This window comes from Variovorax glucosi (assembly GCF_051216695.1).
GTDB lineage: Bacteria > Pseudomonadota > Gammaproteobacteria > Burkholderiales > Burkholderiaceae_C > Variovorax.
Genome location: NZ_JBPJZE010000004.1, coordinates 49012 through 65920 on the forward strand (window position 1 = coordinate 49012; position 16909 = coordinate 65920).

At 64.1% G+C, this 16909-nt stretch carries 16 protein-coding genes and 1 tRNA gene; 6 read left to right on the forward strand and 11 right to left on the reverse strand.

Going from position 1 to position 16909, the window contains the following annotated elements:
* Positions 1-52: 52 nt before the first annotated feature.
* The 7 genes from ACSFA3_RS18610 to ACSFA3_RS18640 all read right to left on the reverse strand — a co-directional run bounded on the left by ACSFA3_RS18610 (position 53) and on the right by ACSFA3_RS18640 (position 5784).
* Positions 53-1360, reverse strand: coding sequence for an FAD-binding domain-containing protein (locus tag ACSFA3_RS18610; RefSeq protein WP_435506992.1), 1308 nt, complete (start codon positions 1358-1360; stop codon positions 53-55).
* Between the two features lie 50 nt (positions 1361-1410).
* Entirely contained in the window at positions 1411-2484 is a 1074-nt protein-coding gene (locus ACSFA3_RS18615; RefSeq protein WP_435506993.1) for an alkene reductase, read from the reverse strand.
* A gap of 18 nt (positions 2485-2502) precedes the next feature.
* Positions 2503-3180 (reverse strand): endonuclease III domain-containing protein, encoded by a 678-nt coding sequence (locus tag ACSFA3_RS18620; protein WP_435506994.1) that lies wholly within the window; start codon positions 3178-3180, stop codon positions 2503-2505.
* A gap of 35 nt (positions 3181-3215) precedes the next feature.
* Entirely contained in the window at positions 3216-3710 is a 495-nt protein-coding gene (locus ACSFA3_RS18625; protein ID WP_435506995.1) for a DUF892 family protein, read from the reverse strand.
* Positions 3711-3909: 199 nt separating this feature from the next.
* On the reverse strand, positions 3910-4563 hold the full coding sequence (locus ACSFA3_RS18630) for a TetR/AcrR family transcriptional regulator (protein ID WP_435506996.1): 654 nt from the start codon (positions 4561-4563) through the stop codon (positions 3910-3912).
* Between the two features lie 53 nt (positions 4564-4616).
* Positions 4617-5156: a PaaI family thioesterase gene (locus tag ACSFA3_RS18635; protein WP_435506997.1), complete on the reverse strand. Its 540-nt coding sequence runs from the start codon at positions 5154-5156 to the stop codon at positions 4617-4619.
* Between the two features lie 22 nt (positions 5157-5178).
* Positions 5179-5784 carry a TetR/AcrR family transcriptional regulator gene (locus ACSFA3_RS18640; protein ID WP_435506998.1) on the reverse strand — a complete coding sequence of 202 codons (606 nt, stop codon included), beginning with the start codon at positions 5782-5784 and terminating at the stop codon, positions 5179-5181.
* A 113-nt stretch (positions 5785-5897) separates the two neighbouring features.
* Here ACSFA3_RS18640 and ACSFA3_RS18645 point away from each other — a divergent pair, with 113 nt between their 5' ends.
* Positions 5898-6680, forward strand: a complete 783-nt coding sequence (locus ACSFA3_RS18645; RefSeq protein ID WP_435506999.1) for an SDR family NAD(P)-dependent oxidoreductase — start codon at positions 5898-5900, stop codon at positions 6678-6680.
* The gene (locus ACSFA3_RS18650) at positions 6677-7678 is read left to right on the forward strand and encodes an NADP-dependent oxidoreductase (protein ID WP_435507000.1); all 1002 of its coding nucleotides are present in this window, start codon (positions 6677-6679) and stop codon (positions 7676-7678) included. Before ACSFA3_RS18645 ends, ACSFA3_RS18650 begins: the two co-directional genes overlap by 4 nt.
* 115 nt (positions 7679-7793) lie before the next feature.
* On the opposite strand, the gene ACSFA3_RS18655 is transcribed toward ACSFA3_RS18650, so the two are convergent.
* Positions 7794-7868: transfer RNA gene (locus ACSFA3_RS18655), tRNA-Arg, on the reverse strand.
* Positions 7847-8542, reverse strand: a complete 696-nt coding sequence (locus tag ACSFA3_RS18660; RefSeq protein WP_435507001.1) for a TetR family transcriptional regulator — start codon at positions 8540-8542, stop codon at positions 7847-7849. Before ACSFA3_RS18660 ends, ACSFA3_RS18655 begins: the two co-directional genes overlap by 22 nt.
* A gap of 161 nt (positions 8543-8703) precedes the next feature.
* Here ACSFA3_RS18660 and ACSFA3_RS18665 point away from each other — a divergent pair, with 161 nt between their 5' ends.
* From ACSFA3_RS18665 to ACSFA3_RS18680, 4 genes are all read left to right on the forward strand, one after another.
* A complete protein-coding gene (locus ACSFA3_RS18665) occupies positions 8704-9939 on the forward strand; it encodes an efflux RND transporter periplasmic adaptor subunit (protein ID WP_435507002.1) in 1236 nt (411 codons plus the stop codon).
* Positions 9940-9951: 12 nt separating this feature from the next.
* Complete coding sequence (locus ACSFA3_RS18670; protein WP_435507003.1) at positions 9952-13116, forward strand: efflux RND transporter permease subunit; 3165 nt, start codon at positions 9952-9954, stop codon at positions 13114-13116.
* A complete protein-coding gene (locus tag ACSFA3_RS18675) occupies positions 13109-14545 on the forward strand; it encodes an efflux transporter outer membrane subunit (protein ID WP_435507004.1) in 1437 nt (478 codons plus the stop codon). The genes ACSFA3_RS18670 and ACSFA3_RS18675 overlap by 8 nt, the downstream gene beginning before the upstream one ends.
* A gap of 89 nt (positions 14546-14634) precedes the next feature.
* The gene (locus tag ACSFA3_RS18680; protein ID WP_435507005.1) at positions 14635-15315 is read left to right on the forward strand and encodes a c-type cytochrome; all 681 of its coding nucleotides are present in this window, start codon (positions 14635-14637) and stop codon (positions 15313-15315) included.
* 5 nt (positions 15316-15320) lie between these two features.
* Here ACSFA3_RS18680 and ACSFA3_RS18685 read toward each other — a convergent pair whose 3' ends face one another.
* Together ACSFA3_RS18685 and ACSFA3_RS18690 are read right to left on the reverse strand one after the other, a co-directional pair.
* Positions 15321-15863, reverse strand: a complete 543-nt coding sequence (locus ACSFA3_RS18685; RefSeq protein WP_435507006.1) for a DUF2946 family protein — start codon at positions 15861-15863, stop codon at positions 15321-15323.
* A 3-nt stretch (positions 15864-15866) separates the two neighbouring features.
* Positions 15867-16883, reverse strand: coding sequence for a YheT family hydrolase (locus ACSFA3_RS18690; protein WP_435507007.1), 1017 nt, complete (start codon positions 16881-16883; stop codon positions 15867-15869).
* Between the last annotated feature and the right edge of the window lie 26 nt (positions 16884-16909).

The following is a 16909-nucleotide window of genomic DNA, read 5'->3' on the forward strand; positions in this document are numbered from 1 at the left end:
GTCGGCACGTTGAGTGCGGGTGGCTGACGCGTTTATCGATCGGGACGAGCGCTTAAAACAATACAAGCTGCGGCGAGACCCTGCTGTTCTTGTTCCATTTCGCTTTTGCGTCACGCAATGCTGCACGGTGATCCACGATGGGCGGCGAGAGGGGGTTGCAGTCAAGCATCCACGGCTCGTGACCAAGTCCTTTGGGAACATCCGACAGTTCCGGAATCCAATGCCGAACATAAACTTCGTCAGGATCCAGATCGTGCCCCTGCTTCACCGGGTTCAGTATTCGGGGACCGCGCTCCTCACCAAGCGTGCCCTCGTTGATCGCAACCTGAAGCCAGGTAATGCCGGGCTCGTAGTCGTCGAACATTTCGGCAAGTGCAACGCCGACCTCGTCGGGATGCAGACCGAGCAGCTGAATGCCGTAGGAAGCAGCAAGCTGTCGCAATCTGAAGTTGATCCAGCCAGTCGCTGCAAGCTCGCGCATCGCAGCGTCAGGCATGGGGATTCCCGTTTGACCGAGTCGCCATAAATTTGCTGTGGCTGCCGTAGGGCTGTCACGAGGTGCCGCGAGCGGTTGCAGATATTTCGAACATCGTTTCGAGTAGCTCGCGAGAAATCCTTTCCGCATATTCACTCGGCGATGGAAAGCGCCGAAAGACTTACCGGCAACCGTGCCCGCCTGACCCGGGTGATGCGCCAGCCACAGTGCCTTGGCCCTCATGGTCTCCAGACAGGCCCGGTCGCTCGACAGCACACCAGCGGCAAAGTGGGTGGAAAGCTGGCTCGTGCTCGACCGGTCATTTGCGGGCATCCACATGCCGGCCTCGTAGTCGCTGTCGGGCAGACGCTTCAGGAACGCGCGCAGCAAAGCAATCGGATGGTCTGCGGCGATTCGCGACGGAGCAACGCTTTCGTCGTCCGACAGATGAGGTACATCGGGTCGATCACCTCCTGGACCTGAACGCCTGATGAGTTCGCCGTTGACGATCAGGAGCGGAATTCCCTCGTCTGCAAGTTCGCGTTCCAATCGATCGCGGCATTCGGCCTCTGCTGGAGACCCATCCGCCGCGTTCCGAATCACGACGCTGCAGCCAGACTCACGGCACAGCCGCACAAGTGAAAGCTCGTCGCCATTGCCCAGCAACGACAAGTGAACCCCAAGCACGGAAAGGCTTCGGATCAGGGCCGACTCCGCTGCATCTTCCAAGGCGCGCCGGTTTGCCGTGCGTCGAGGCCGGCCTCTGGCCTCGGGCTGAATCCGCACCGCCATGCAACCAGAGTACGCAGCACTCAATCCCAAGTCGAGTGCCAGGTTGTCTTCCATTCTCAGGTCGTCGGCCAGCCACAAAAGTGCTTTGGTCATTCGCGAAATCCGCCCACGACGGGTCCTGGTGTCCTGATGAGCGCTGGCATTCAGACTGCCGGGTAGTCGATGTAGCCTTCTGCACCAAGACCGTAATAGGTCTTGGGATTGCCGGGAGCAACTTTTTTTCCAGCCTTGAAAGCTTCGGGCAGGTTGGGCGTGCTGATGAACGGTCGCCCATACGACACTGCATCGGCTTCGCCCTTTTGCAGGATATCCTGGCCGCGCTCGAAGTCGAAGTCGCTGTTCATGATGAACGTGCCACCGAAAGCTTCGCGCATGGCCGGATGCACCTGTTCGGTGTCCGAGGACAGCATGTACTTGCCAGCCGGTGCCTCGCGCACTTCGAGATAAGCGACGCCGAGTTCGCGCAAACGCGTAGCTGCCGCCGGAAACAGCACATGCGGATCGGTGTCGTTCACGCCGAGGATTTCGCCATTCGGCGACAAGCGCACGCCAACCTGATCGGCACCGACTGCTCCCACGACGCCTTCGACGACCTCGCTGAGAAAGCGGATGCGGTTTTCGACCCTGCCACCATATCGGTCCTTCCGGAAATTCGAATAGTTGCGAAGGAACTGGTCGACGAGATAGCCGTTGGCGGCATGTACCTGCACGCCGTCGAAGCCGACCTCCATCCCATTGCGGGCAGCGACACCGTACTGTCTGACTATGTCCGCGATTTCGCCGATTTCCAGAGCGCGTGCGGTCTCGTACTCCTCATTGCCGTGGTACGTGTGACCATGGCCCGGCGAAGTCGTCGCGGATGCCGACACGGGCCGGCAGCCAGCGTTGAACGACGAGTGCACCACGCGTCCCATATGCCAGAGCTGCAGGACGATCTTGCCTCCGGCCTCGTGAACCGCAGCGGTGACCTTCTTCCAGCCGGCCATCTGCTCCTCGTTCCAGATTCCGGGCGCATACGGAACGCCCAGGCCTTGCTGGGAAATGCCGGTGGCCTCGCTGAGGATCAGGCCAGCGGACGCACGCTGGCGATAGTGCTCCACCATAAGGTCGGTCGGAATGTGGGTGTGCGTGCCGCGCCCGCGTGTCAGCGGCGCCATGAAGATGCGGTTCTTGCAGTCGATGCTGCCGAGGCGAATGGGGTCGAAGAGAGTAGGCATTTTCTGGGTCTTGGAAAGTCAGGGGGCAATCTCGGCATTGGCCGCGCGGCTCTTCAGCGGTTCGTGCTGCTTGAACCAGTCGCAGTACTTCGTCACCATGCATTCGCCGCACTTCGGCATTCGAGCCACGCACACTTTCATGCCGTGCTGGATCAGCCATTCGTGGGCGTGGCGCTTGTATCGCTTGGGCGTCTGCGCGTTGATGGCCTCCGTCGCCTTCTCCGCGGACGTGGTCTCGACAAAACCCAGGCGATTCCACAGCCGCAGGATGTGCGTGTCCACTGCGATGCGCTCTTCGGAAAACAGGAAATTCATCATGAGATCGGCGACCTTGTTGCCGACGCCATGCAGCTTCAGCAGGTCGTCTCTGTTGTCCGGAATCCTGCCGTCGAAGTCTTCGATGATCTGGCGAGCCATGATCTTCAATCCCTCGGTTTTGCGGTTGTAGTGCGCAACCGGCTTGATGATTTCTCTCAGCTCCTCGTCATCCAGCGCAAGCAGCTGTTCGAAGGTCGAAACCTTCTTGTAGAGCGGCACGCAGGCGCTGACCACCCGCGTGGTGACGGTCACGGTCGAGAGGCAGCCAGACACCAGGCTCCGGAAAGGCGTGGAGGAAAGGCCGTTGGTCATCCATGGATCGTCCGTCTTGTCGAACGTGGTGTAGGCCTTGCTCATCAGCTCGTAGACAGCCGACAACTTGCGTCTTTCCGTCTTGGATGCAAGTCCGGCAGTCACGCTTCGGTCGCAGCTTTTTCGCGGATCGTGTCGGCTGCATCGGCAAATCGATCGCGCAACTGTTGAGCCGCTTCGCTCAGCGACGACAGCTTCCGCGCCTGATCCGCGTAGCCCAGCTTGGCCGACAACGCACTCTGGTCGGTGAAAGCGCCGATGTAGTAATCGAGGCCCGACATGGCGCCGCGTACCGCGCTCATGTCCACAAGGTCCTGATCCGGTGCCGCCTTGACCATCTCGCTGATGCCCTTGTTGGTGCCTTCCATGATCCGATCCTTGAAGTCGTTCGGCTCGGCGTCCAATTCCTTCAGAAAGCCGACGAACGCTTCTTGCTGTCTGGCTGCTGTCGCAGCGTACGCTTCGAGCAACGACCTGACATCCGCGCTGCCGGCCTTTGCATGCAGTTCGTGAGCGGCTTCGACGCCCTGTTCGCTGGCGGAGCGCAGGGCGTGAAGGCCGGCGATGTGCCACTTGATGAAATTCTCTTTTGCCATGGTGATGGTCCCGGTTGACTCGGTTGAGGGTTGCGGTGGCACTACCGAACGACGTCGCAGTGCTCAGGCGCATTATTGAACGATTTCGTCCATTAACGAGTTTACAGTGCTGAATCGAAGGCGCCATCGCCAATGGCGCCTTCGGACGTAGGACCAGGCTTTCTCCATGAGGACGAGTCGTTTGACCAAGGCAAACGAGTCAATCGTCCAGCCACCCTTTGGTTCTGAGCAGCAGCAAGGCGTCTTCGACGTCGAGAGCGCAACGTTGGCGCAACGCTTCGATCGGAGCACCATAAGCCGCCTGAAACGACACGGGTTGAAATACCAGTTCGACGAACCGGCGCGCAATGTCCAGATCCCGTTTCGAGGGCTTTGCCGTGCGTTTCTTCATCGCGGCCAGGACACAGCGCATGGAACCCTCGAAGCTGACCTGATAAGCCATCGTCGCCAGGTCCGGGAAGTTGATTGCCTCCGCCGCAGTGATGCGCATGAGCGAGATGCAACGGGGAACGAGCAGGCTTTTGGCCAGCTCTAGGCCCACGTGCCTCAGGCGGTCGCTGGTGCTGCCGCCTGCCGGTGGTGCCTTGACCTCGGAAAACATGGTCTGGATCGAACGATTGGTCACGGCGGCGAACAACGCCTGCTTGTCGGGATAACGGCCGTAAAGCGTCGATTTGCCAGCTTTGGAAATCTGTGACACCTGGTCGAGTGTGGTCCGTCCGAAACCTTGCTCGAGGAAAAGCGCGGTTGCTGCGTCGAGTATTCGTTGCTCGACCAGTCCTGCTTCCAGCAGGGGAGGACGGCCTCTCCGGCGCGGTGGCGGTGTTTCCGGGGGCGAGTTCTGGTTGTGCATGTCGACCAGAGCATAGGTGTGCGCTGGCTCTGTCGCATGTCACATGTCACATGTCACATGGCGAGTGCGGGGTGGTCGAAGATCAGGCAGGTCGTGGTCGCATGGGCGAAGAGCTTGCCATCGGGACCGACGATGCGTCCTTCGGCCGTGGCGACCTGGCGTCCCACGTGGATCACCTTGCCCTCCGCGCGCACCAGCGACACGTTGTCGCTCAGGGCACGCACCATGTTCACCTTGAGTTCCAGCGTCGTGAACGCCTTGCCTGCAGCCAGGGTGGAATGAACGGCGCACCCGACGGCGGAGTCGAGCAAGGTCGCGAACCAGCCGCCGTGCACCGTGCCCATCGGGTTGTAGTGCCGGCGTTGCGGTCGTCCCTGGAATACGGCCTCTCCTGGCGCCACGTGAATCGGCCAGAAGTCGAGCGTGTCGCCGATCGGCGGCGGCGGAAGTTCGCCGGAGAAGATCCCTTCGAAGATCTCCATGCCCGACCGCCCGACGATTTCTTTCTGCGATGCCGTGCCGGCTACTCGCAGACGGGCGCGCACCGCGGCCTCGTCGGCCTCCCAGCGCTCGATGACTGACTCGACTGTCATGGTCGTCTCCTGGTGGTTCGGGTTAAAGGTGGGTGCGTTTGCTCGGCGCCGTGGTCGCCGGCGGATTCAGCGAGGCGAGGATCCTGTCGCTGCATGCCGCCAGGATCTCGTCGGCCAACGATGAATCGTCCGGACAGGCGCGCGACATGACGATGGCGCCGACCGCATGTGCCAGCAGGTCGAGCGAATCGATCCGTCTTCGACCGGCGTCCGCTTCGTCGGTCGAAACGTTTTCGGGTTCGAGGGCAGCGAGCAGGCTTTCGATGCCGGCGGCGAAGGCGGTCCGGACCGCATCGGGTTGTCGCGCTGCGTCCGCGCCCAGCGCAGCCATCGTGCAACCGGCCGCGCGCGCGTCGCGGTGACTGCGCGAAAGGTAGTGCCGCACGAACGTCGACATGTCCACGCCGGCGCTCAACGCTGCGGTCTGCGCGATGCCGCAGGCGGCGGACTCCGCCATCAAGTCCGTTTTCGAGCCGAACTGTTTGTAGAAGCCGCCGTGAGTGAAGCCGGCGGCAGCCATCAGATCGGCGACACCGACCCCGTCGTAGCCGCGCTCCCGAAACAGGGCGGACGCCGTCTCGACCACATGGGCACGGTTGGCCTGTGCTTTCGCCTTGGTGACTTTCATCGTTCCTTCCAGATAAATGGCTTCGCGTCGTAGCACGCATGAGATATTGATGTCGATCGTCATCATAAATCCCAATTTAGATTATCATCGTAATCATTAATCCAGGAGTGCACATGACCATCCATCCGACCGTTCTCATCACCGGCGCTTCCAGCGGCATCGGCGCCGTCTACGCCGAGCGCTTCGCGCGCCGCGGCCACCCTCTCGTACTGGTCGCGCGCGACAAGGTCCGCCTGGACTCACTGGCCGCGCGCCTGCGAGAGTCCGCCGGCGTGGACGTCGACGTGCTGCAGGCCGACCTCACCCAGCTTGCCGACATCGCACTGGTGGAGGCGCGCCTGCGCGACGACGCCCGCATCGGCGTACTGATCAACAACGCCGGCATGGCCCAGTCGGGCGACATCCTGCAGCAGACCGGCGAAAGCATCGACCGCCTGATCACGCTCAACACCACGGCACTGACGCGTCTCGCGACCGCGGTGGCACCGCGCTTCGTGCAGTCCGGCACGGGCGCGATCGTCAACATCGGCTCGGTGGTGGGCCTCGCGCCCGAATTCAACATGACGGTCTACGGCGCGACCAAGGCCTTCGTGCTGTTCCTGTCGCAAGGGCTGCACCTCGAACTGTCGCCCAAGGGGGTCTACGTGCAAGCCGTTCTGCCTGCCGGCACACGGACCGAGATCTGGGAGCGAGCGGGCATTGACATCGATTCGCTCTCCGACCTGATGGACGTGAATGAACTGGTCGATGCAGCGCTGGTCGGCTTCGACCGTCAAGAATCGGTCACGATTCCGCCGCTGCATGTCGCAGCGCGCTGGGATGCGCTGGACGGTGCCCGTCAAGGGCTGCTCTCCGACATTCGGCAGGCACACGCGGCCGCGCGTTACCTGGCGTGAAAGCCTTTCTCATTGATCGCTACGGCAAGAAGGAAATCGGCCGGATGGCCCAGGTTCCGGAGCCCGAGCTGCAGGACGATGACGTCCTGATCAAGATCCACGCGGCGGCCGTCAATGTGCTCGACGTCAAGATCAGGAGAGGGGAATTCAAGCTCGTCCTGCCCTATCGCATGCCGCTGGTGCTCGGCCACGACGTGGCCGGCGAGGTGGTCGCGGTCGGCACACGCGTCACGCGTTTCGAGGTGGGCGACGAGGTCTATGCGCGGCCGGACGATCTCCGGATCGGCACGTTCGCCGAATACATCGCGGTCAAGGAAGACTCGGTGGCGCGCAAGCCTGCCAACCTAAGCATGGAAGAGGCGGCATCGATTCCGCTGGTCGCGCTGACATCGTGGCAGGCGCTCGTCGAGATCGCCAGGCTCGAGAAGGGGCAAAAGGTCTTCATCCAGGCGGGCTCGGGTGGCGTCGGCGCGATCGCCATCCAGTTGGCGAAGCATCTGGGCGCGTTCGTCGCCACGACCACCAGCACGGCCAATGTCGATTGGGTCAGGTCGCTCGGCGCCGATCTCGTCATCGACTACAGGAAGCAGGACTTCGCCACGGAGTTGCGCGACTACGACGTCGTGCTGAACAGTCTGGGCAGCGACGAGTTGAAGAAGTCGCTCCGGATACTCAGGCCGGGCGGTCATCTCGTTTCCATCTCCGGTCCGCCAACGCCAGACTACGGAGCCGAACAAGGCTTCGCCTGGCCGTTGCGACTGGTTCTGCGCCTGCTCAGCCACGGCATCCGCAAGAAGGCCGGGCAGCGTGGCGTTGCCTACTCGTTTCTGTTCATGCACGCCGACGGAGGCCAGCTTGGCGAGATCGCTTCGCTGATCGAATCGGGCGCGATCCGCCCGGTCGTCGATCGGGTGTTTTCGTTTGCCGACACAGCCAGGGCTTTGGCGTACGTCGAGAGTGGACGTGCCAAGGGCAAGGTCGTGGTGAAGGTGATCTAGCGGCCGCGCATGCGCACACACACGACGAGGGCAGACGTGCGAGGCAACAAAAAACCCGCGATGCCTTGCAGCATGCGGGTTTTGAGGCTTTCTGGGACTACCGGAAAACAGTGTCTGGTCCCGCCGCCTGGAATCGAACCAGGATCTCAGCCTTCGGAGGGCCGAATTCTATCCGTTGAAATACAGCGAGAGAGGGTTCCCCGTCGATGCGGGAAGCTTTCCATTATCGCCTAACTCCGAAGCTTCGGATCGCTCGAACCCCAGCCCGGCCACATAGACGCCGAAAGCCTGCCGTCCCGTTTCGATCAGATCGAAGGCTTCGGGGTCCAGCAACCAGTTCTGGATCAGCCCGCACACGAGCGCATGCAGGCCCTGCGCCGCCACGGACGCCGGAACGGCCAGGGTCACGCGATGTCGGTTCGCGGCGTGGTGCAGTGCTTTCTCGTAGTCGGCCACGCAGGCATTGAGCGACGCCAGATGACGGTGATGCACCGACTGCATATCCTGCGTGTACTCGACCTTCTGGGTCGCCACTTCGAACACGCGACGCATCTGCGGATCGGTGGTCATGAGTTCGAGCGCCGCAACCAGCATGCCGACGACGGCTCTCAGCGGTTCCTCGTCGACTGCCGCCGATTTCTGCAGCGCGGCTTCGAGCGGCAGAGTGACGCGCTCCATCATCGCGTTGAAGAGATCTGCCTTGTCCTTGAAATGCCAGTAGATCGCGCCGCGCGTCGCGCTCGCCTGCACCGCGATCTGCTGCAGCGAGGTCTGGGAAACGCCCTGCGCCTGGAACAGCAATTCAGCCGCGTCAAGCAACCTGTTGCGTGTGGCGAGCGCCTCTTCCTTCGTGTGACGAGCCAATGGGTCTCCTGCAGAAATGCGACAAGTTCTTGAAAGGGTTGACTATACATCCATGAATGTATGTAAACTTGCCGACTCTTCGATGTCTCTTGCGGGTATATCGCCTTGACGGCGATCGAGTTATCCACATCAGACCCCCGTTTCTGCTTCTAAGGACTCACATGCCGCATTCGCATGCCTCTTCGCGCCGCTTCCTGTCTCCCGGGCGTCTGGCTTTCGCCGGCGTCGCCGTCGTGGTCATGGCCACCCTCGCGGCTTGCGGCAAAGGCAAGGAGCCGGCTGCCGCTGCGCCTGCCGCAGCCCGTCCGCCGACCGAAGTGGGTGTCGTCGTCGCGACTCCGACCAACATCGGTCTGGTGACGGAATTGCCGGGCCGGCTCGAAGCTTCCCGGATCGCCCAGGTGCGAGCGCGCGCCGCCGGCATCCTGCAGCAGCGTCTGTTCAAGGAAGGCAGCGATGTGAAGGCCGGACAACCGTTGTTCCGCATCGATCCCGCAACGCTGACGGCAGCGTCTTCGAGCGCCCAGGCCGGTCTTGCGCGCGCCGAAGCCAATGCCGTGCAGGCCAAGGCGCTGGCCGACCGCTACAAGCCGCTGGTCGAGGCCAACGCGGTGAGCAAGCAGGAATACGCCAATGCCGTGGCTTCCCAGAAGGCCGCCGAAGCCGACGTCGCCGTGAGCCGTGCTTCGCTGCAGACCGCGAAGATCAGTCTCGGCTACGCCACCGTGACGGCGCCCATATCGGGCCGCATCGGTCGCGCGCTGGTCACCGAAGGTGCGCTGGTCGGGCAGGGCGACGTGACCGAGATGGCCGTCGTCCAGCAGGTCAATCCGCTGTATGTGAACTTCACGCAGTCGGCCAATGACGTGCTAAAGCTGCGCCGCGCCATGCAGGAAGGCAAGTTCAAGCGCGCCGACGACAGCGGTGCCGCCAGCGTGCGCCTGGTGATGGAAGACGGCTCCGAATATCCGACGCCGGGCAAGCTGCTTTTCACCGACCTGACCGTCGACCAGACCACTGGCCAGGTCACGCTGCGTGCCGAGGTGCCGAATCCGAAGGGCGATCTGTTGCCCGGCCTGTACGTGCGCGTGCGCATCGAGCAGGCGCAGGTCGAGAACGCGATCACGCTGCCGCAGCAGGCCGTGACGCGCAGCCAGAAGGGCGACACCGTGACGGTGGTCGACGCCGAAGGCAAGATGAGCCAGCGCACGGTCAAGATCAGCGCGGCGAAGGACAACCAGTGGGTGGTGCTCGACGGCCTGAAGGCCGGCGAGCAGGTGATGGTCGACGGCTTCCAGAAGCTGCAGATGCTGCCGCCGGGTTCCGCCGTGAAGGCCGTGCCGTGGACCAAGCCCGCCGCCGCCGCGCCCGCTGCTTCGGCATCGGCTGCCAAGTAAGGAGCCCGCCGCATGGCAAAGTTCTTCATCGATCGGCCCATCTTCGCGTGGGTGATCGCACTCTTCATCATCGTGATGGGCGGCGTGGCGATCACGCAGCTGCCGATCGCGCAGTACCCGCCGGTCGCACCGCCCGCGATCGTCATCAACACCGCCTATCCGGGCGCATCGGCGCAGACGCTCGAGGAGAGCGTGCTGTCGGTGATCGAGCGCGAGATGAACGGCTCGCCGGGAATGATCTACGTCGAGTCGGTCGCTCAGGCGGACGGTACCGGCACCATCACCGTCACCTTCGAGCCCGGCACCAACGCCGATCTGGCGCAGGTGGACGTGCAGAACCGGTTGTCGCGCGCCACGCCGCGGCTGCCCGCCGCGGTGACGCAGCAGGGCGTGCGGGTCGACAAGTCGCGTGCCAACTTCCTGGCGTTCGTGATCCTGTCGTCCACCAATCCAGCCTACGACCCGATCGCGCTGGGCGACTACGCCTCGCGCAACGTGCTGCCCGAACTGCAGCGCGTGCCCGGCATCGGCCAAGCGCAGCTTTTCGGCACCGAGCGTGCCATGCGGATCTGGATCGACCCGGTCAAGATGCGCGGTTACAACATCTCGTCCGCCGAAGTCAGCGCGGCGATCAAGGCGCAGAACGCTCAAGTGTCGTCGGGCACGATCGGCGACCTGCCGAACATCAGCGGCCAGGGCATTTCCGCCACGGTCGTGGTCACCGGGCAGCTTTCCACCGTCGAGCAGTTCGGCAACATTGCCCTGCGCGCCAATACCGACGGCTCGACCGTGCGGTTGCGCGACGTCGCTCGCATCGAGCTGGGCGGCCAGTCGTACTCGACTTCAGCGCGCCTGAACGGCCAGCCAGCCATCGGCATCGGCGTCCAGCTGTCGCCGAGCGGCAATGCGCTGAACGCAGCCAAGTCCGTGCGCACCAAGATGGCCGAACTGGAAAAATTCTTTCCTGAGGGCGTGAAATGGAACATGCCTTACGACAGCTCGAACTTCGTGAAGATTTCGATCACGCAGGTGGCCGAAACGCTGCTCGAGGCCGTGGCGCTGGTGTTCGTCGTGATGTTCCTGTTCCTGCAGAACTGGCGCTACACGATCATCCCGACCATCGTGGTGCCGATCGCGCTGCTGGGCACTTTCGCGGTATTGCTGGCGCTTGGGTTCTCGATCAACGTGCTGACCATGTTCGGCATGGTGCTGGTGATCGGCATCGTGGTGGACGATGCGATCGTGGTGGTAGAGAACGTCGAGCGGATCATGACCGAGGAAGGCCTGTCGCCGATCGAGGCGACGCGCAAGGCCATGAAGCAGATCTCCGGCGCCATCATCGGCGTGACGGTGGTGCTGATCTCGGTGTTCGTACCGCTGGCTTTCTTCTCCGGCTCGACCGGCAGCATCTACCGCCAGTTCTCGGCGGTGATGGTGTCGTCGATCGCGTTTTCTGCCTTCATGGCGCTTTCGCTGACGCCGGCGCTCTGCGCCACGTTGCTGAAGCCCGTCGAAGCGGGCGGTCACCACGAGAAGAAGGGCTTCTTCGGCTGGTTCAACCGCAGCTTCACGCGCACGGCCAAGGGCTATGAGGGATTCGTCAAGCGCATCCTTCGCCGCGCCGGCCGCTACCTGATCATCTATGCGGTGCTGATCGGCGTGGTCGCCTTCGCCTACATGCGCCTGCCGACGTCGTTCCTGCCGCAGGAAGACCAGGGCAACGTTCTGGTCAACGTGCAGCTGCCGCCCGGCGCGACGCAGGAGCGCACGCTCTCGGTGATCCAGAAGGTCGAGGAATTCATGCTCAAGCAGCCTGAAGTGCAGAGCATGGTGGGCGTGCTGGGTTTCAGCTTCTCCGGTCTCGGCCAGAACGCAGCGCTCGCTTTCGTGACGCTGAAGAACTGGGACGAGCGCAAGGGCGCCGGCGAAACGGCCGATGCGGTCGCCGGCCGTGCGTTCGGCGGCCTGTCGGGCATCCGCGATGCGTTCATCTATCCGCTGAGCCCGCCGCCGATTCCCGAACTGGGCAACGCCAGCGGCTTCACGTTCCGGCTGCAGGACCGTGCCGGCCTGGGTCACGACGCCCTGGTCAATGCCCGCAACCAGCTGCTCGGCCTTGCGAGCAAGAGCCCGATCCTGGCCCAGGTCCGCCCGAACGGCCTCGAAGACGCGCCGCAGCTGCAGATCGACATCGACCGCGACAAGGCCAGCGCGCTGGGCGTGACGTTCGACGCGATAAACAGCGCGTTGTCGAATTCGCTCGGTTCGAGCTACGTGAACGACTTCCCGAACCAGGGCCGTCTGCAGCGCGTGGTCGTGCAGGCCGATGCGCCGGCGCGGATGCAGCCCGACGACCTGCTGAAGCTCAACGCAGCCAACATGCAGGGCCAGGCGGTGCCGCTGTCGGCCTTCGCGACGACGCGCTGGGTCACCGGCCCGACACAGACCGTGCGCTACAACGGCTATCCGGCCATGCGCATCGACGGCTCCCCGGCGACCGGTTCCAGCAGCGGTGCCGCCATTGCCGAGATGGAGAAGCTCGCATCGCAACTGCCGCCAGGTTTCGGCTACGAATGGACCGGTCAGACGCGCGAGGAAAAACTCGCCGGCTCGCAGGCCGTGATCCTTTATGGTTTCGCGATCCTGGCGGTGTTCCTGTGCCTGGCCGCGCTCTACGAGAGCTGGTCGATTCCGCTGTCGGTGATCCTGGTGGTGCCGCTGGGCGTCCTCGGCGTGCTGATCGCGACGCATCTGCGCGGCTTCTCGAACGACGTGTATTTCCAGGTCGGCCTGATCACCATCATCGGCCTGTCGGCGAAGAACGCGATTCTGATCATCGAGTTCGCGAAGGACCTGCAGGCGCAGGGCAAGAGCGCGGTCGAAGCGGCGCTCGAGGCCGCGCATCTGCGCTTCCGGCCGATCATCATGACCTCGCTGGCCTTCGGCCTGGGTGTCGTGCCGCTGGTGCTTGCATCCGGCGCCGGTTCGGCGAGCCAGCGTGCCATCGGCACCGGCGTTCTCGGCGGCATGATCACCGGCACCATCCTGGCGGTGTTCTTCGTGCCGGTGTTTTTCGTCGTCGTGCGCGGACTGTTCAAGAGCAGCGCGCGCCAGCAGGAGGCCGAGCGGCGACATGCCGAAGCGGCAGGAATCGAGATGGACAAGAGCCATGAATAAGACCATCCACGGATTCGGGCTGCGCGTCGCGCGCCCTGCGCTGACGGCGCTCGTCGCCAGCATGGTGCTGGCCGGCTGCTCCCTCATCCCGACCTACGAGCGTCCGGCGGCCCCCGTGCCGTCGATCTTCCCGAACGATCCGGTGCAGCCGACCGGTGCCGCTCCGGCCACGGTGGCCTGGCAGGACTTCTTCACCGACACGCGTCTTCGCGGGCTGATCGAGACGGCGCTCGCCAACAACCGCGATCTGCGCGTTTCGGTGCTCAACATCGAGCAGGCGCGCGCGCAGTTCCAGATCCAGCGCGCGGCGCAGTTTCCGGCGGTCGGCCTCAACGGCAGCGGCTCGCGTTCGAGCCCGAACATCTACCAGGCCTTCGGCGGCGGCAGCGTGTCGTCGAGCTATGCGGTCAATCTGGGCGTCACGGCCTGGGAGCTTGACTTCTTCGGCCGTATCGCCAGCCTGAAGGAGCAGGCGCTCGCGCAATACCTGGCCACCGAAGAATCGCGCAAGGCGACGCAGATCAGCCTGATCGCCGCCGTCGCGAACGGCTGGCTCACCGTCCTGGCCGACGACGAGCTGCTAGAGATCACGCGCCAGACGCTCGGCACGCGCGACGAGTCCGTGCGGCTCACGAAGCTGCGTTTCGAGAACGGCGTCTCGTCGGAAATCGACTTCCAGCTCGCCAATTCGCTTGCGGAAACCGCCCGCGCTTCCTATGCGCAACTGCAGCGCCAGCGTGCGCAGGACGAAAACGCGCTGGCCCTGCTGGTCGGCGCACCGGTGCCGTCGACGTCGCTCACCGGCATCGAGCGCGGACTGTCGACCGCCGCGGTCATGGCCGACGTGCCCGCCGGCCTCCCATCGGACCTGCTGACCGAGCGGCCGGACGTCCGCGCCGCCGAGCAGCAACTCATCGCGGCCAACGCGAACATCGGCGCGGCGCGTGCGGCCTTCTTCCCGCGCATCTCCCTGACCGGCGCGATCGGCACGCAGAGCACGGAGTTCTCGAACCTGTTCTCGGCCGGCACCAAGGCATGGTCCTTTTCGCCGTCGATCACGCTGCCGATCTTCAACGCCGGTCTGAACCGAGCCAACCTCGACATCTCGCGGGCCAACCAGCAGATCGCGGTGGCCCAGTACGAGAAAACCATCCAGACCGCATTCCGAGAAGTGGCCGACGCCCTTGCCGGCCGTTCGACCTATGGTGAGCAGGTGCGGGCATTGCGCGCACAGACCGATGCCGAGGCGACCCGCTTCCGGCTGCAGGACCTGCGTTACCGCAACGGCATTTCGAGCTCGCTCGACCTTCTCGACGCCCAGCGCTCTCTGTTCACCGCACAGCAGGCGGCGACGCAGGCGCGGCTGCAGCAACTGCAGAACCAGGTCACGCTCTACAAGGCGCTCGGCGGCGGCTGGACGGACAGGTAGGCGACAAGGGGCAGATCGACGCGCTCCCTATAATTGCGCGTTGATTTGAAGCCCCCCGAGCAGCCCCGAAGCCCCGAATAGAGGACGCCATGAGCGCAGACCCGCACTACCAGGCCACCCAAGACGCCCATACCGGCCCGATCAAGAGCCCGAAGCAATTGCTGGTGGCGGTCGGCGTCTTCTTCATCGGGCCCATCCTGATCATCGTCGGGCTCGTGATGTTCGTGGTCTCCGGCAACAAGCCGTCGGGAGCGGCGTCCGGCGACGGCATGTCGCTCTACGGCGTGTCTCAAGACAACCGCGACCGTGAACTGGCCGATCGCCTGCGCAAGGTCGGCGCCATCGAAATCCGCGACGCCAATCGCCCGCTGGCGGCCGGCGAAGCGGTTTTCAAGGCGCAGTGCATCGCGTGCCACGGCGTACCGGGCATTCCCGGCGCACCGCATCTCGGCGATGCGGCAGCCTGGGCGCCGCGCATCGGACAAGGCTATGCGACGCTGCTCGAACATGCGCTCAAGGGCAAGGGCGTGATGCCTGCCCAGGGCGGCGGCGACTACGAAGATCTCGAGATCGGCCGTGCGGTGGTCTACATGGCCGATGCGGGCGGTGCGAAGTTCCCGGTGCCAGAGCGCCCGGGGGCCGGCGATGCGGCTGCAGCTCCCGCAGACGGTGCTGCCCCTGCGGCATCGACGGCGCCCATGGCGCCCACGGCGCCCGCAGAATCCGGCGCCGCTATGCCTGCGGCGCCCGCATCGGCTGCTGTCAAGTAGTTTCTTTACGGACGCGCTGGCTGCGCAGACAGCGCAGCCGGGCTCATCACATGACCGAAGCGCTTCGGAAGATCGGCTGCAATCACTGATTCGGGATCTGCCCACAGACCCCGTTCCAGCGCTTCCGCCAGCAAACCGACGTCCTGCGTATGCACCAGCCCGAGCCCGATCGGCGCTGCCAGGAACACCCGCCCGGCCTCGTCCAGCAGGCAAGCCGTCGGTTCTGCCGCAATGCCGGTGTGCGTCCTCACTGAAAAATCGTTGCCGATGCGCCAGACGATCGGCGCCGCCTCAAGCTCCACGTAAACCCGCTGCGGCCCGTTCTGGAAGAACCACTGCCCGGCTGCATCGCATTCGTAGTTGCGCTGGATGAAGTCGATCAGCTTGTCGTGGCGCAACAGCGATCCGCGCTCGGCCGGAAACGGACCTGCAGCCTGCGTGCGGTCGTCGCGCATGTACCAGTTGCCGCGCGCGTCGAGGCCGAGCCAGCCATAGCAATGCGGAACGTTCGGCCACTTCGCGATGGCCTGTCTGACGATTTCATCCATGGTTCATTCTGGCTTGGGTTTCGATTGCGGCGACAGATGCTGCGCGAGCCACCGACCGACGCGCTCGGGCATGGCGCGCACATGGCCGGGCGGCCGGCCGAGCGGAAAGCCCACATGCCCGCCGTGTGCAGGTTGCCAGAGCGTGACGTGTTCGCCGGTCTCGCCGTGGCGCGGCAGGCTCGAAGCAGGTACGAACGGATCGTTGGTCGCATTCACCACCAGCGCCGGGATGCGGATCGCGTGAAGATGCGGCTTTGCAGAGCCGCGCGCCCAATAGTCGTCGGTGTCGCGGAACCCGTGCAGCGGCGCGGTGAAGACGTTGTCGAATTCACGCAGGTTGCGCGCGGCGAGCAGCGTTTCGCGATCGAACAGGCCCGGGTATTGCGCCAGCTTGGCCAGCGCCTTGGGTTTCATGCTGGCCAGGAACATCCGCGTGTAGACCAGCCGGTTGAAACCCCGTCCGATCGCTGCGCCGCCGGCTGCCAGATCCAGCGGCGCCGATACGGAGGCGACGGCGCGCACAGTCCTGTTCGCTTCCTCTCCGGCTTCTTCCGCCCATCGCAGCAGCGCATTGCCGCCCAGCGAAACGCCGACCGCGACGATGCCGGGCGCATCGGCATTCGAGGCCTGCCTTGAGGCGAAGCGACCCAGGATCCAGCCAATCTCCTCGAAATCGCCCGAGTGATAGGCGCGCGGTGCCAGGTTGATCTCGCCGCTGCATCCACGGAAATGCGGCACCGCGAAATCCCAGCCGCGCGCCGCCGCGAAGCCGGCAAACGCTTCGGCGTAATGGCTGCGCGAGGAACCTTCGAGCCCATGGAAAAGCACCAGCAGCGGGCGCGAATTGCTTTCGTTCGTGCCCGGGATCGCGAAATCGACGTCGATGAAGTCGCCGTCCGGCGTGGCCCAGCGTTCCCGGCGATAGGCGGGCGGCGGGCCGTCGACGCGCCGGCCGTAGAGCGCCGGCCAGATCGTCTGGAGATTGCCGCCTGGCAACCAGCGGGGAGCGACGTACTGCATCGGCGCTGCGAGATGTTCCTGCGGGT